The following is a 12,281-nucleotide window of genomic DNA, read 5'->3' on the forward strand; positions in this document are numbered from 1 at the left end:
GCGCACCGGCGCCAACGTCCGCGGCCCCATTCCGCTGCCGACGCGGATCGAAAAGTTCACGGTCAACCGGTCGCCTCACGTCGACAAGAAGAGCCGCGAGCAGTTCGAGATGCGCACGCACAAGCGTCTGCTCGATATCGTCGATCCGACCCCGCAGACGGTCGATGCTTTGATGAAGCTCGACCTCGCCGCCGGTGTCGACGTCGAGATCAAGCTCTAAGGAACAAGAGGCGCGGGGCGACCCGGAACTCTGAAGGAACAAGAGGCGTGGAGGGGCGACAGCCCCGACAGGGAACTCTAAAGGAATTGAACCGATGCGTTCAGGTGTGATTGCAAAGAAGGTGGGAATGACCCGCATCTATAACGATGCCGGGGAACATGTTCCCGTCACCGTTCTCCAGATGGAGAATTGCCAGGTCGTGGCGCAGCGCACGCAGGAGAAGAACGGCTACACCGCCGTCCAGCTCGGCGTTGGCCTTGCCAAGGTAAAGAACACGTCGAAGGCGATGCGCGGCCATTTCGCCGCCGCTTCCGTCGAGCCGAAGGCGAAGCTCGCCGAATTCCGCGTCTCCGCCGACAACATGATCGACGTTGGCGCCGAGATCACCGTCGAGCACTTCGTCGCCGGCCAGAAGGTCGACGTCACCGGCACCTCGACCGGCAAGGGTTTCCAGGGCGTGATCAAGCGGCACAACATGGGTGGTGGCCGCGCCACGCACGGTAACTCGGTCTCGCACCGCACGCACGGCTCGACCGGCCAGCGCCAGGACCCCGGCAAGGTGTTCAAGGGCAAGAAGATGGCCGGCCACATGGGTGACGTTCGCGTCACCACGCAGAACGTCGAGGTCGTCTCGACCGACGCCGACCGCGGCCTGATCCTGATCCGCGGCGCGGTTCCCGGCGTCAAGGGCGCCTGGATCCTGGTCCGCGACGCGGCCAAGGTCGCGCTGCCGGCCAATGCGCCGAAGCCTGCCGCGATCCGCGCTGGCGCCGCCAAGAATGAAGCCCCGGCTACCGAGGGAGCGGAATAATGGACCTCAAAATCACAACGCTGGGCGGCAAGGACGCCGGCAAGGTGAAACTCTCCGAGGAGATTTTCGGCCTTGATCCGCGCGAGGACATCCTGCAGCGCGTCGTGCGCTGGCAGCTGGCCAAGAAGCAGCAGGGCACGCACAAGGCCAAGGGCCGCGCCGAGATCGCGCGCACCGGCGCCAAGATGTACAAGCAGAAGGGTACGGGCCGCGCCCGCCACCATTCGGCTCGCGCCCCGCAGTTCCGCGGCGGCGGCAAGGCGCACGGCCCGGTCGTGCGCAGCCACGAGCACGACCTGCCGAAGAAGGTGCGCGCGCTCGGCCTCAAGCATGCTCTGTCGGCGAAGGCCAAGAGCGCGTCGATTATCATCGTTGACGAGCTGAAGCTGACCGAGGCCAAGACCAAGGCGCTGGTCGCGAATTTCGAGACGCTTGGCCTGACCAACGCGCTCGTCATCGGCGGCGCCGAGCTCGACCAGAACTTCAAGCTGGCGGCGACCAACATTCCGAACATCGACGTGCTGCCCATCCAGGGCATCAACGTCTACGACATTCTGCGCCGCGGCACGCTGGTCCTTTCCAAGGCCGCCGTCGAGGCTCTCGAGGAGCGCTTCAAATGACCGACCTTCGTCACTACGACGTGATCGTCTCGCCGGCGATCACCGAAAAGTCGACCATGGCTTCCGAGCAGAACCAGGTCGTCTTCAACGTCGCCAAGAAGGCGTCGAAGCCGGAAATCAAGGCCGCCGTCGAAGCCCTCTTCGGGGTCAAGGTTACGGCCGTGAACACGCTTGTCCGCAAGGGCAAGATCAAGCGCTTCCGCGGCACGATCGGCCGCCAGGGCGACGTCAAGAAGGCGGTTGTGACGCTGGCCGACGGCCAGTCGATCGACGTCGCGACGGGTCTCTGAGCAAGGCCGCGAGGACAGGACAATGGCACTCAAGAAATTCAACCCGGTAACGCCGAGCACCCGCCAGCTGGTCATCGTCGACCGCTCGGGCCTCTACAAGGGCAAGCCCGTGAAGGGCCTGACCGAAGGCCTGACCAAGTCGGGCGGCCGCAACAATTACGGCCGCATCACCGCCCGCTTCATCGGCGGCGGTCACAAGCGTTCGTACCGCATCATCGACTTCAAGCGCCGCAAGTTCGACGTCGTCGGCACGGTGGAGCGGATCGAATACGATCCGAACCGCACCGCCTTCATCGCGCTGATCAAGTATGACGACGGCGAGCTGTCCTACATCATCGCCCCGCAGCGCCTTGCCGCCGGCGACAAGATCGTGGCAGGCGAAGCGGTCGACGTGAAGCCGGGCAATGCGATGCCGTTGGCCTCGATGCCGGTCGGCACGATCGTCCACAACATCGAGCTGAAGCCGGGCAAGGGCGGCCAGGTCGCCCGTTCGGCGGGCGGTTACGCCCAGCTCGTCGGCCGCGACCAGGGCATGGCGATCCTGCGCCTCAACTCGGGCGAGCAGCGCGTCGTGCACGGTTCCTGCATGGCGACCGTCGGCGCGGTGTCGAACCCCGACCACGGCAACATCAATGACGGCAAAGCCGGCCGCACCGTGTGGCGCGGCAAGCGTCCGCACAATCGCGGCGTGGCCATGAACCCGGTCGATCACCCGCACGGCGGCGGCGAAGGCCGCACCTCGGGTGGCCGTCATCCGGTTTCGCCCTGGGGCAAGCCGACCAAGGGCAAGAAGACGCGGTCCAACAAGGCGACCGACAAGTTCATCGTGCGCTCGCGCCATCAGCGCAAGAGCTAAGAAGAGGTAACGCCAAGTGACTCGTTCGATTTGGAAAGGCCCCTTCATCGACGGCTACCTTCTCAAGAAGGTGGACAAGGTTCGTGAAGGCGGTCGCAATGAGGTGATCAAGATGTGGAGCCGTCGCTCCACCATCCTGCCGCAGTTCGTCGGCTTCACCTTCGGTGTCTACAACGGCCAGAAGCATGTTCCCGTCTCCGTGAACGAGGACATGGTCGGTCACAAGTTCGGTGAATTCGCTCCGACCCGGACCTATTACGGTCACGGCGCGGATAAGAAGGCGAAGAGGAAATAATCATGGGCAAGGCCAAAGCTCCGCGCAGGCTTGCTGACAACGAGGCGCGCGCCGTTCTGCGCACGATCCGTATCAGCCCGCAGAAGCTGAACCTGGTTGCCGCGCTGATCCGCGGCAAGAAGGTCGCGACAGCGCTTTCCGACCTCGAATTCTCGGCCAAGCGGATTTCCGGCACGGTCAAGAAGACGCTGGAATCGGCGATCGCCAACGCGGAAAACAACCACGACCTCGACGTCGACGCGCTGATCGTGGCGGAAGCCTATGTCGGCAAGTCGATCGTCATGAAGCGGTTCCACGCTCGTGGCCGTGGCCGCGCCAGCCGTATCGAAAAGCCGTTCTCGCACCTCACGATCGTCGTTCGTGAAGTCGAGGAAAAAGGGGAGGCCGCATAATGGGCCAGAAAGTCAATCCGATCGGGCTGCGTCTCGGCATCAACCGCACCTGGGATTCGCGCTGGTTCGCGAACACCGGCGAGTACGGCCAGCTGCTGCATGAGGACATCAAGATCCGCAAGTATCTTGAGAAGGAACTCAAGCAGGCCGCCATCTCCAAGGTCGTGATCGAGCGTCCGCACAAGAAGTGCCGCGTCACCATCCACGCGGCGCGTCCGGGCCTGATCATCGGCAAGAAGGGCGCCGACATCGAGAAGCTTCGCAAGAAGCTGATGGAGATGACGAAGTCCGAGACGCACCTCAACATCGTCGAGGTGCGCAAGCCGGAGATCGACGCCACGCTGATCGCGCAGTCGATCGCCCAGCAGCTGGAGCGCCGCATCGCGTTCCGCCGCGCCATGAAGCGCGCCGTTCAGTCGGCGATGCGTCTCGGCGCCGAGGGCATCCGCATCAACTGCTCGGGTCGTCTGGGCGGCGCCGAAATCGCGCGCATGGAATGGTACCGCGAAGGCCGCGTGCCGCTGCATACGCTGCGCGCCGATGTCGACTACGGCACGGCCGAGGCGAACACCGCTTACGGCATCTGCGGCGTCAAGGTCTGGGTGTTCAAGGGCGAGATCCTCGAGCACGACCCGATGGCGTCGGAACGCCGGGCCACCGAGGGCGATCATGCGCATGGCGGCAGCGCCGGTGGTGAGCGCGAGCGCGGTCGCCGTCGCGAAAACGCCTGAGACATTTGAGAATTTGGAGTTAGAACGATGCTGCAGCCAAAGCGCACAAAGTTCCGCAAGCAGTTCAAGGGCCGCATCCACGGTACCGCCAAGGGCGGCACCAATCTGGATTTCGGCGGTTTCGGGCTGAAGGCGCTTGAGCCGAACCGCGTCACCGCGCGCGAGATCGAGGCGGCCCGCCGCGCGATCACCCGCGAGATGAAGCGCGCCGGCCGCGTCTGGATCCGGGTGTTCCCGGATCTGCCGGTCACCTCGAAGCCGACCGAAGTGCGTATGGGTAAAGGCAAGGGCGCCGTCGACTATTGGGCGGCGCGCGTCAAGCCTGGCCGCATCATGTTCGAGATCGACGGCGTCAGCGAAGAGACGGCGCGCGAGGCGCTGCGCCTCGGCGCGGCGAAGCTCTCGGTCAGGACGCGCTTCGTACAGCGCATCGCAGAATAAGGACGGGCCGATCATGAAAGCCGAAGACATCCGGACCAAGACCCAGGACCAGCTGACCGACGACCTGGCCAGCCTGAAGAAGGAGCAGTTCAACCTGCGCTTCCAGAAGGCCACCGGTCAGCTCGAGAAGACCGCGCGCGTGAAGCAGGTCCGCAGGGACATAGCGCGCATCAAGACCATCGCTGCGGAAAAGTCCGCGGCCAAGAAGGCTTAAGGACGAAAACCATGCCAAAGCGCATTCTGCAGGGCACCGTCGTCAGCGACAAGAATGAGAAGACGGTCGTCGTCAAGGTCGAACGGCGCTTCACGCATCCCGTGATGAAGAAGACCGTGCGCATGACCAAGAAGTACAAGGCGCACGACGAGAACAACGCCCACAAGATCGGCGATCAGGTGTTCATCCAGGAATCGAAGCCGATTTCCAAGGACAAGCGCTGGATCGTCGTGTCTTCGGACCAGGCGTAAACAAACGAATTTTGGACAGACCGGGGAGGGGCTTCGAGCCTGTCCCGTTAGAAAAGAAGAAGGCGGCCAGTCATGATTCAGATGCAAACAAACCTCGACGTCGCGGATAATTCCGGCGCCCGTCGTGTCATGTGCATCAAGGTGCTGGGCGGCTCGAAGCGGAAATACGCCTCTGTCGGCGACATCATCGTGGTGTCGATCAAGGAAGCCATTCCGCGCGGCCGCGTGAAGAAGGGCGATGTGATGAAGGCGGTCGTTGTTCGCACGGCCAAGGACATCCGACGCCCGGACGGCAGCGTGATCCGTTTCGACAAGAACGCGGCTGTTCTCGTCGACAACAAGAAAGAGCCGATCGGCACGCGTATCTTCGGACCGGTTCCGCGCGAACTTCGCGCCAAGAACCACATGAAGATCATCTCGCTCGCGCCTGAAGTGCTGTAAGGAGCCGGACCAATGCAGAAGATCAGAAAAGGCGACAAGGTCGTCGTGCTTGCCGGCAAGGACAAGGGCCGTTCGGGCGAAGTCCTGTCGGTGCAGCCGAAGGAAGACACCGCGCTGGTGCGCGGCGTCAACCTGATCCGCCGTCACCAGAAGCAGACCCAGTCCCAAGAGGGCGGGATCATCACCAAGGAAGCGCCGATCCACCTGTCGAACATCGCGCTGGCCGACCCCAAGGACGGCAAGCCGACCCGCGTCGGTTTCACCATCCAGAAGGACGGCAAGAAGGTGCGCGTCGCCAAGCGTTCGGGAGAAGTCATCAATGGCTAAGGCTGAAACCAAGCAGGCGGCTGCCAAGAACGAGCCGCGCCTCAAGAAGGTCTATAACGAGACCATCCGCAAGGCGCTGCAGGAGCAGTTCGGCTACGACAACGACATGCAGGTTCCGCGCCTCGACAAGATCGTGCTGAACATGGGCGTCGGCGAGGCGACCGGCGATTCGAAGAAGCCTTCGGTCGCGGCCGAGGACCTCGCGATGATCGCCGGCCAGAAGGCCGTCGTCACCCGCGCCCGCAACTCGATCGCCGGGTTCAAGGTGCGCGAGAACATGCCGATCGGCGCCAAGGTCACGCTGCGCAAGGAACGCATGTACGAGTTCCTCGATCGCCTCGTGAACATCGCGCTGCCGCGAGTCCGCGACTTCCGCGGGCTGAACCCGAAGAGCTTTGACGGCCGTGGCAACTATGCCATGGGCATCAAGGAACACATCGTGTTCCCGGAGATCAACTACGACAAGGTTGATCAGGTCTGGGGCATGGACGTCATCGTTTGTACGACGGCGAAGACGGACGACGAAGCCAGGGCTCTGCTCAAGGCTTTCAACTTCCCCTTCCGCCAGTAACGGCAGCGAAAAAGGAAAAATCTGAAATGGCAAAGACCAGCTCAGTCGAGAAGAACAACAGGCGCCGGAAGCTTGCGGACCAATATGCCGCCAAGCGCAAGGCACTGAAGGCCATCGTCATGGATCAGTCCAAGCCGATGGAAGAGCGTTTCCGCGCCCAGTTGAAGCTGTCGGCACTGCCGCGCAACTCGGCCAAGATCCGCATCCGCAACCGCTGCGAAGTCACCGGCCGCCCGCGCGCCTACTATCGCAAGCTCAAGGTTTCGCGTATCGCGCTTCGCGATCTTGGCAACAACGGCCAGATCCCGGGCCTGGTCAAGTCGAGCTGGTAAGGAGGACATTGAGATGTCATTGAGCGATCCTCTCGGCGATATGCTGACCCGCATCCGCAACGCCTATGGCCGTAAGAAGTCGAGCGTCTCGACCCCGGCTTCGCGTCTGCGCACCCGCGTCCTCGACGTGCTGAAGGCAGAAGGCTATATCCGCGACTACAGCCAGACCGACTTCGAGAACGGCAAGTCCGAAATCGAGATCGAGCTGAAGTATTTCGACGGCGCGCCGGTCGTGCGCGAAATCGCCCGTGTCTCGAAGCCGGGCCGCCGCGTCTATGTCTCGGCCAAGTCGATCCCGCAGGTCGCCAACGGCCTCGGTATCGCCATCCTTTCGACGCCGAAGGGCGTGATGGCCGACCACGAAGCGCGCGAGCAGAACGTCGGCGGTGAAATCCTCTGCCAGATCTTCTGATCTGGCGCGTGATATCGAAAGCGGTATCCGGTTTTCGGGAATGCTCGAAAACTGGACCCTGAACCTAGAGAAGTGACGAGGACAACAAAATGTCTCGTATTGGAAAGAAACCCGTTTCGCTGCCGCAGGGCGTGACCGCGACCGTCAACGGCCAGACCGTGACGGCGAAGGGCCCCAAGGGTGAGCTGAAGTTCGTGGTCAACGACGAAGTGCTGGTCAAGCTGGAAGGCACCGAGATTGCCGTCCAGCCGCGCGACCAGACAAAGACCGCCCGCGCCAAGTGGGGCATGTCGCGCACGCAGATCGTCAACATCCTGCAGGGTGTGAAGGACGGCTTCGAGAAGCGGCTCGAGATCACCGGCGTCGGTTATCGCGCCGCCATGCAGGGCAAGAACCTGCAGCTTGCGCTTGGCTTCAGCCATGACGTGGTCTACGAGACCCCGCAGGGCATCACCATCACGGTGCCGAAGCCGACGGAAATCACGGTCACCGGCATCGACAAGCAGCAGGTCGGGCAAGTTGCCGCCGAGATCCGCGAGTACCGCGGTCCCGAGCCCTACAAGGGCAAGGGCGTGCGCTACGCCGGCGAGAAGATCGTCCGCAAGGAAGGCAAGAAGAAGTAATCATCGCAACGCCGCGGGGCGCGACCGCGGGAGGCATCTTCGCCTACCGCACAGGGTTGCCCCCGTTTTCTGAAGGCAAGGAACAGTACCATGGGCTCGAAAGAATCCACCCAGCGCCGCGCTCAGCGCGTGCGTCGCCAGATCAAGAAGGTTGCGGGCGAGCGTCCGCGTCTCTCGGTCCATCGCACCTCGAAGAACATCTACGTCCAGGTCATCGACGACGCCAAGGGCCATACGCTGGCCGCCGCCTCGACGCTGGAGAAGGACCTCAAGGGTTCGCTCAAGACAGGCGCCGACACCGCAGCTGCCGCGGCTGTCGGCAAGCTGATCGCCGAGCGCGCCTCGAAGGCCGGTGTCAAGGAAGTCGTCTTCGACCGTGGCCCGTACATCTATCACGGCCGCGTCAAGGCGCTGGCCGAGGCCGCCCGCGAAGGTGGTCTGAGCTTCTGATTTTTCACCGCCGGCGACCCGAAAGCGGCGCCGGCATTGCAGCAACCGTGCTTCCGGAAAAGAACAAGGAACAGGATATGGCACAGGAACGTAGGGAAGGCGGCCGCGGCCGCGAGCGTGAGCGCGAAGAGCGCGACGACGGCATGGTGGACAAGCTCGTCCACATCAACCGCGTCGCCAAGGTGGTGAAGGGCGGCCGGCGTTTCGGCTTTGCCGCTCTCGTCGTCGTCGGCGACCAGAAGGGCCGCGTCGGCTTCGGCCACGGCAAGGCGCGCGAAGTGCCGGAAGCGATCCGCAAGGCGACCGAGTCGGCCAAGCGCGACATGATCTTCGTGCCGCTGCGCTCGGGGCGCACGCTGCATCACGACGTCGAGGGCCGCTGGGGCGCCGGACGCGTTCTGCTGCGCGCCGCCAAGCAGGGTACCGGCATCATCGCCGGCGGCCCGATGCGCGCCGTCTTCGAGACGCTCGGCATGCATGACGTGGTCGCCAAGTCGATGGGTTCGTCGAACCCCTACAACATGGTTCGCGCCACCTTCGACGCGCTGAAGAGCCAGATGCATCCGAAGGATGTGGCTGCCGCGCGCGGCATCAAGTACTCGACCCTTCAGGCCCGCCGCGGCACCGCCGTCGCGGCTGAAGAATAGTCGACGCTGACCAGGGATCCAGACCATGGCCAAGAAAGCTACCAAGACCATCACCGTCGAGCAGATCGGCTCGCCGATCCGCCGGCCGAAGGAGCAGCGCGCCACGCTGGTCGGCCTCGGCCTCAACAAGATGCACAAGCAGCGCACGCTGGAAGATACGCCTTCCGTGCGCGGCATGATCGCTGCCGTCCAGCATCTCGTCCGCGTCGTGGACGAGGGCTGAGCAGAAGCGCAGGAGAACGAAGATGAAACTCAACGATCTGCGTGACAAGGACGGCGCCACGCACTCCAAGAAGCGTCTGGGCCGCGGCATCGGCTCCGGCTCGGGCAAGACAGGCGGCCGCGGCGTCAAGGGCCAGAAGGCACGCTCGGGTGTGGCCATCAACGGCTTCGAGGGCGGCCAGATGCCGCTTTACCGGCGCCTGCCGAAGCGCGGCTTCAACAACCTGTTCGGCAAGAGCTTCACCGTCGTGTCGCTGGCCCGCATCCAGGCCGCGCTCGACGCAAAGAAGCTCGACGCCAAGGCGACGGTGACGGCCGAGGCCCTCATCGCGGCCGGCGTCATCCGCCGCGCCAAGGACGGCGTGCGCATTCTGTCCGACGGCGACCTCAAGGCGAAGCTCGCCTTCGACGTGGCCGGTGCCTCCAAGGCCGCGATCGAGAAGATCGAGAAGGCCGGCGGCTCGGTGAAGGTGCCGGAAAAGGCCGCCGCAGAGTAACGGCGATTTAAAGCGCAGATGGCACGAGTGAAGCCAGGTTTTACCGTCCTTCGCGCCTTGATCTGATCAATTAGGCGGCCGCGTCAACGCGGCCGCTTGCATGTTTACGGTCCGGAGCTTATCTCGTGAGCTTCGGTGACACGCGCCGCCTGAGCTGCGGGCATCGAGCGTGACCAAGCGGAGAATCAGGCATGGCTTCGGCTGCTGAACAACTAGCCTCGAATCTGAATTTTTCGGCCTTCGCCAAGGCCGAGGACCTGAAGAAACGCATCTGGTTCACCGTCGGCGCGCTGCTCGTCTACCGGCTCGGCACCTATATCCCGCTGCCCGGCATCAATCCCGACGCGTTCGCCCAGGCTTTCTCCTCGCAGAGCAAGGGCGTGCTCGGCATGTTCAACATGTTTGCCGGCGGCGCGGTGCAGCGCATGGCGATCTTCGCGCTGGGCATCATGCCCTACATCTCCGCCTCCATCATCATGCAGCTGATGACCTCGGTCATTCCGTCGCTGGAAGCGCTGAAGAAGGAAGGCGAGCAGGGCCGCAAGATCATCAACCAGTACACGCGCTACGGCACCGTGCTCCTGGCCCTGGTGCAGGCCTACGGCATCTCCGTCGGACTGGAGGGCGGCAACGGCATTGTCAACGATCCCGGCATGTTCTTCCGAATCTCCACCGTCGTCACGCTGGTCGGCGGCACGATGTTCCTGATGTGGCTCGGTGAGCAGATCACCGCGCGCGGCATCGGCAACGGCATTTCGCTGATCATCTTCTCCGGCATCGTCGCCGGCCTGCCGCGTGCCATCTCCGGCACGCTGGAGCTCGGCCGCACCGGCGCCCTGTCGACCGGGCTGATCCTGGCGATCATCGTGCTCGCCATCGTCGTCATTGCGCTTATCGTGTTCTTCGAGCGCGCGCAGCGCCGCCTGCTGATCCAGTACCCGAAGCGCCAGGTCGGCAACCGGATGTTCCAGGGCGACACCTCGCATTTGCCGCTGAAGCTCAACACCTCGGGCGTCATCCCGCCGATCTTCGCGTCCTCGCTGCTTCTGCTGCCGGCAACGATCGCCGGCTTTTCGCAGACGGCCAACATGCCGGCATGGGCAAGCACAATCCTTGCCTCGCTGGGCCATGGACAACCGCTCTACATGGCATTCTACGCGGCGATGATTGTGTTCTTCGCCTTCTTCTACACCGCGATCGTTTTCAACCCGAAGGACACCGCCGACCAGCTCAAGAAGCATTCCGGCTTCATTCCAGGCTACCGCCCGGGCGAGCGCACCGCCGATTACATCGACTATGTTCTCACGCGCATCACCGTCATCGGCGCCATCTACCTGGTGCTGGTGTGCCTGCTGCCCGAATTCCTAATTTCAGCGACTGGCGTACCATTCTACCTTGGTGGCACATCGCTTCTGATCGTGGTCAGTGTAACGCTCGATACGGTGGCGCAGATTCAGGGTCACCTGATCGCGCACCAGTATGAGGGCCTGATCAAGAAGTCGAAGTTGCGCGGGGGGAAGAGGACCAGATGAGGCTGATATTGCTTGGACCGCCGGGGGCGGGCAAGGGGACGCAAGCGCAAAGACTGGTAGAGAAGTTCCGCATACCCCAGCTCTCGACCGGTGACATGCTGCGTGCCGCTGTGCAGGCCGGTACCGAGGTCGGCAAGCGGGCCAAGGCGGTGATGGATGCCGGCGAGCTGGTTTCCGATGCCATCGTCAATGCCATCGTGGCCGAGCGCATCGACCAAGCTGATTGCGCAAATGGCTTCATCCTCGACGGCTATCCACGCACCCTGGTGCAGGCCGATGCGGTCGAATCGATGCTCGCGGATCGTGGCCTCCATCTCGACGCCGTGATCGAGCTCGTCGTCGATGACAAGGCGCTGGTTGGGCGAATCGTCAAGCGCGCCGAGGATGCCAAGGCCGCCGGCCAGCCGGTGCGCAAGGATGACAATCCAGCCGTGTTCGAGGAGCGCTTGCGGGAGTACTACAAGAAGACCGCTCCACTCATTGGCTACTACTACGCCAAGGGCAGGCTGAAGAGCGTCGACGGCATGGCCGACATAGACACCGTAACGAGAGAGATCGAAGCGGTGCTCAAATCCGTCACGCAGGCGGCGGCATAGAGAAACAGCGCTTGACTGTAGCGGTCCGCTGGGGTATGGCGGCCCGTCTTCCATCAGGCATAGGCTTTGCTTGTCCGCAAGGGCAAGGCGGCCGCTTTGAACTGGAAACTCCCGCAAGGGCCGGCCTCCACCGGACGCGGGGCAACTTGAAGCGTCGGCGCGTCCGGCCCATATGGAGATGAGAGAAGATGGCTCGTATAGCCGGCGTCAACATTCCGACCAACAAGCGCGTCGTCATCGCGCTTCAGTACATTCACGGCATTGGCAAGAAGTTCGCCCAGGAGATCGTCGACAAGGTCGGCATCCCGGCCGAGCGCCGGGTCAACCAACTGACCGACGCGGAAGTGCTGCAGATCCGCGAGACGATCGACCGCGACTACCAGGTCGAAGGCGACCTGCGCCGCGAAGTGTCGATGAACATCAAGCGGCTCATGGACCTCGGCTGCTACCGCGGCCTGCGTCACCGCCGCTCGCTGCCGGTCCGCGGCCAGCGCACGCATACCAACGCAC

General features: G+C 63.4%; 24 protein-coding genes. All 24 read left to right on the plus strand.

Annotated elements, in window-relative coordinates:
* The coding region (rpsJ, locus tag EN781_RS10960) for a 30S ribosomal protein S10 (RefSeq protein ID WP_127399974.1) at window positions 1–220 on the plus strand (220 nt) is incomplete at its 5' end.
* 94 nt (window positions 221–314) lie between these two features.
* Window positions 315–1,031 (plus strand): 50S ribosomal protein L3, encoded by a 717-nt coding sequence (gene rplC / locus EN781_RS10965; protein WP_126054433.1) that lies wholly within the window; start codon window positions 315–317, stop codon window positions 1,029–1,031.
* Entirely contained in the window at window positions 1,031–1,651 is a 621-nt protein-coding gene (rplD, locus tag EN781_RS10970; RefSeq protein ID WP_126054434.1) for a 50S ribosomal protein L4, read from the plus strand. Before rplC ends, rplD begins: the two co-directional genes overlap by 1 nt.
* A complete protein-coding gene (locus tag EN781_RS10975; RefSeq protein WP_126054435.1) occupies window positions 1,648–1,941 on the plus strand; it encodes a 50S ribosomal protein L23 in 294 nt (97 codons plus the stop codon). Before rplD ends, EN781_RS10975 begins: the two co-directional genes overlap by 4 nt.
* Before the next feature lie 22 nt (window positions 1,942–1,963).
* Window positions 1,964–2,797 carry a 50S ribosomal protein L2 gene (gene rplB / locus EN781_RS10980; protein ID WP_126054436.1) on the plus strand — a complete coding sequence of 278 codons (834 nt, stop codon included), beginning with the start codon at window positions 1,964–1,966 and terminating at the stop codon, window positions 2,795–2,797.
* Window positions 2,798–2,813: 16 nt separating this feature from the next.
* Window positions 2,814–3,092, plus strand: a complete 279-nt coding sequence (gene rpsS / locus EN781_RS10985; protein WP_006205463.1) for a 30S ribosomal protein S19 — start codon at window positions 2,814–2,816, stop codon at window positions 3,090–3,092.
* Window positions 3,093–3,094: 2 nt separating this feature from the next.
* Window positions 3,095–3,484 carry a 50S ribosomal protein L22 gene (rplV, locus tag EN781_RS10990; protein WP_006205462.1) on the plus strand — a complete coding sequence of 130 codons (390 nt, stop codon included), beginning with the start codon at window positions 3,095–3,097 and terminating at the stop codon, window positions 3,482–3,484.
* A complete protein-coding gene (rpsC, locus tag EN781_RS10995) occupies window positions 3,484–4,215 on the plus strand; it encodes a 30S ribosomal protein S3 (RefSeq protein WP_126054437.1) in 732 nt (243 codons plus the stop codon). The genes rplV and rpsC overlap by 1 nt, the downstream gene beginning before the upstream one ends.
* A 27-nt stretch (window positions 4,216–4,242) precedes the next feature.
* Window positions 4,243–4,656 carry a 50S ribosomal protein L16 gene (rplP, locus tag EN781_RS11000; RefSeq protein ID WP_126054438.1) on the plus strand — a complete coding sequence of 138 codons (414 nt, stop codon included), beginning with the start codon at window positions 4,243–4,245 and terminating at the stop codon, window positions 4,654–4,656.
* A 13-nt stretch (window positions 4,657–4,669) separates the two neighbouring features.
* Complete coding sequence (rpmC, locus tag EN781_RS11005; protein WP_126042433.1) at window positions 4,670–4,870, plus strand: 50S ribosomal protein L29; 201 nt, start codon at window positions 4,670–4,672, stop codon at window positions 4,868–4,870.
* An 11-nt stretch (window positions 4,871–4,881) separates the two neighbouring features.
* The gene (gene rpsQ, locus EN781_RS11010) at window positions 4,882–5,121 is read left to right on the plus strand and encodes a 30S ribosomal protein S17 (RefSeq protein WP_126054439.1); all 240 of its coding nucleotides are present in this window, start codon (window positions 4,882–4,884) and stop codon (window positions 5,119–5,121) included.
* Window positions 5,122–5,193: 72 nt separating this feature from the next.
* Window positions 5,194–5,562, plus strand: a complete 369-nt coding sequence (gene rplN, locus EN781_RS11015; protein WP_006205457.1) for a 50S ribosomal protein L14 — start codon at window positions 5,194–5,196, stop codon at window positions 5,560–5,562.
* Between the two features lie 12 nt (window positions 5,563–5,574).
* On the plus strand, window positions 5,575–5,889 hold the full coding sequence (gene rplX / locus EN781_RS11020; RefSeq protein ID WP_126054440.1) for a 50S ribosomal protein L24: 315 nt from the start codon (window positions 5,575–5,577) through the stop codon (window positions 5,887–5,889).
* Complete coding sequence (rplE, locus tag EN781_RS11025) at window positions 5,882–6,460, plus strand: 50S ribosomal protein L5 (protein ID WP_126054441.1); 579 nt, start codon at window positions 5,882–5,884, stop codon at window positions 6,458–6,460. Before rplX ends, rplE begins: the two co-directional genes overlap by 8 nt.
* Before the next feature lie 26 nt (window positions 6,461–6,486).
* Complete coding sequence (gene rpsN, locus EN781_RS11030; protein WP_126054442.1) at window positions 6,487–6,792, plus strand: 30S ribosomal protein S14; 306 nt, start codon at window positions 6,487–6,489, stop codon at window positions 6,790–6,792.
* A gap of 13 nt (window positions 6,793–6,805) precedes the next feature.
* Window positions 6,806–7,204 carry a 30S ribosomal protein S8 gene (gene rpsH, locus EN781_RS11035; protein WP_126054443.1) on the plus strand — a complete coding sequence of 133 codons (399 nt, stop codon included), beginning with the start codon at window positions 6,806–6,808 and terminating at the stop codon, window positions 7,202–7,204.
* An 89-nt stretch (window positions 7,205–7,293) separates the two neighbouring features.
* Window positions 7,294–7,827, plus strand: coding sequence for a 50S ribosomal protein L6 (rplF, locus tag EN781_RS11040; protein WP_126054444.1), 534 nt, complete (start codon window positions 7,294–7,296; stop codon window positions 7,825–7,827).
* A 90-nt stretch (window positions 7,828–7,917) separates the two neighbouring features.
* Window positions 7,918–8,277, plus strand: a complete 360-nt coding sequence (gene rplR / locus EN781_RS11045; RefSeq protein ID WP_126054445.1) for a 50S ribosomal protein L18 — start codon at window positions 7,918–7,920, stop codon at window positions 8,275–8,277.
* Between the two features lie 77 nt (window positions 8,278–8,354).
* A complete protein-coding gene (gene rpsE / locus EN781_RS11050; RefSeq protein ID WP_027046810.1) occupies window positions 8,355–8,924 on the plus strand; it encodes a 30S ribosomal protein S5 in 570 nt (189 codons plus the stop codon).
* Window positions 8,925–8,949: 25 nt separating this feature from the next.
* Complete coding sequence (gene rpmD, locus EN781_RS11055) at window positions 8,950–9,147, plus strand: 50S ribosomal protein L30 (RefSeq protein ID WP_006205449.1); 198 nt, start codon at window positions 8,950–8,952, stop codon at window positions 9,145–9,147.
* Between the two features lie 22 nt (window positions 9,148–9,169).
* Window positions 9,170–9,643: a 50S ribosomal protein L15 gene (rplO, locus tag EN781_RS11060; protein ID WP_126054446.1), complete on the plus strand. Its 474-nt coding sequence runs from the start codon at window positions 9,170–9,172 to the stop codon at window positions 9,641–9,643.
* A 191-nt stretch (window positions 9,644–9,834) separates the two neighbouring features.
* Window positions 9,835–11,175 (plus strand): preprotein translocase subunit SecY, encoded by a 1,341-nt coding sequence (secY, locus tag EN781_RS11065; RefSeq protein ID WP_126054447.1) that lies wholly within the window; start codon window positions 9,835–9,837, stop codon window positions 11,173–11,175.
* Window positions 11,172–11,771, plus strand: a complete 600-nt coding sequence (locus EN781_RS11070) for an adenylate kinase (protein WP_126054448.1) — start codon at window positions 11,172–11,174, stop codon at window positions 11,769–11,771. Before secY ends, EN781_RS11070 begins: the two co-directional genes overlap by 4 nt.
* A 188-nt stretch (window positions 11,772–11,959) precedes the next feature.
* On the plus strand, window positions 11,960–12,281 hold a 322-nt coding region (gene rpsM, locus EN781_RS11075), incomplete at its 3' end, for a 30S ribosomal protein S13 (RefSeq protein WP_127399975.1).

The sequence above is a fragment of the Mesorhizobium sp. M4A.F.Ca.ET.090.04.2.1 genome, assembly GCF_003999085.1.
Taxonomy (GTDB): Bacteria; Pseudomonadota; Alphaproteobacteria; order Rhizobiales; family Rhizobiaceae; genus Mesorhizobium.

What these genes read in the sequence shown, in the direction of transcription:
- rplE (WP_126054441.1), top strand. Translation starts at nt 5,882, where the DNA reads ATGGCTAAGGCTGAAACCAAGCAGGCGGCTGCCAAGAACGAGCCGCGC.
- rpmC (WP_126042433.1), top strand. Translation starts at nt 4,670, where the DNA reads ATGAAAGCCGAAGACATCCGGACCAAGACCCAGGACCAGCTGACCGAC.
- rpmD (WP_006205449.1), top strand. Translation starts at nt 8,950, where the DNA reads ATGGCCAAGAAAGCTACCAAGACCATCACCGTCGAGCAGATCGGCTCG.
- rpsQ (WP_126054439.1), top strand. Translation starts at nt 4,882, where the DNA reads ATGCCAAAGCGCATTCTGCAGGGCACCGTCGTCAGCGACAAGAATGAG.
- rpsH (WP_126054443.1), top strand. Translation starts at nt 6,806, where the DNA reads ATGTCATTGAGCGATCCTCTCGGCGATATGCTGACCCGCATCCGCAAC.
- rplF (WP_126054444.1), top strand. Translation starts at nt 7,294, where the DNA reads ATGTCTCGTATTGGAAAGAAACCCGTTTCGCTGCCGCAGGGCGTGACC.
- rplN (WP_006205457.1), top strand. Translation starts at nt 5,194, where the DNA reads ATGATTCAGATGCAAACAAACCTCGACGTCGCGGATAATTCCGGCGCC.
- rplO (WP_126054446.1), top strand. Translation starts at nt 9,170, where the DNA reads ATGAAACTCAACGATCTGCGTGACAAGGACGGCGCCACGCACTCCAAG.
- rpsC (WP_126054437.1), top strand. Translation starts at nt 3,484, where the DNA reads ATGGGCCAGAAAGTCAATCCGATCGGGCTGCGTCTCGGCATCAACCGC.
- rplX (WP_126054440.1), top strand. Translation starts at nt 5,575, where the DNA reads ATGCAGAAGATCAGAAAAGGCGACAAGGTCGTCGTGCTTGCCGGCAAG.
- rpsN (WP_126054442.1), top strand. Translation starts at nt 6,487, where the DNA reads ATGGCAAAGACCAGCTCAGTCGAGAAGAACAACAGGCGCCGGAAGCTT.
- rpsE (WP_027046810.1), top strand. Translation starts at nt 8,355, where the DNA reads ATGGCACAGGAACGTAGGGAAGGCGGCCGCGGCCGCGAGCGTGAGCGC.
- rplV (WP_006205462.1), top strand. Translation starts at nt 3,095, where the DNA reads ATGGGCAAGGCCAAAGCTCCGCGCAGGCTTGCTGACAACGAGGCGCGC.
- rplC (WP_126054433.1), top strand. Translation starts at nt 315, where the DNA reads ATGCGTTCAGGTGTGATTGCAAAGAAGGTGGGAATGACCCGCATCTAT.
- rplB (WP_126054436.1), top strand. Translation starts at nt 1,964, where the DNA reads ATGGCACTCAAGAAATTCAACCCGGTAACGCCGAGCACCCGCCAGCTG.
- rplP (WP_126054438.1), top strand. Translation starts at nt 4,243, where the DNA reads ATGCTGCAGCCAAAGCGCACAAAGTTCCGCAAGCAGTTCAAGGGCCGC.
- EN781_RS11070 (WP_126054448.1), top strand. Translation starts at nt 11,172, where the DNA reads ATGAGGCTGATATTGCTTGGACCGCCGGGGGCGGGCAAGGGGACGCAA.
- rplD (WP_126054434.1), top strand. Translation starts at nt 1,031, where the DNA reads ATGGACCTCAAAATCACAACGCTGGGCGGCAAGGACGCCGGCAAGGTG.
- rplR (WP_126054445.1), top strand. Translation starts at nt 7,918, where the DNA reads ATGGGCTCGAAAGAATCCACCCAGCGCCGCGCTCAGCGCGTGCGTCGC.
- EN781_RS10975 (WP_126054435.1), top strand. Translation starts at nt 1,648, where the DNA reads ATGACCGACCTTCGTCACTACGACGTGATCGTCTCGCCGGCGATCACC.
- secY (WP_126054447.1), top strand. Translation starts at nt 9,835, where the DNA reads ATGGCTTCGGCTGCTGAACAACTAGCCTCGAATCTGAATTTTTCGGCC.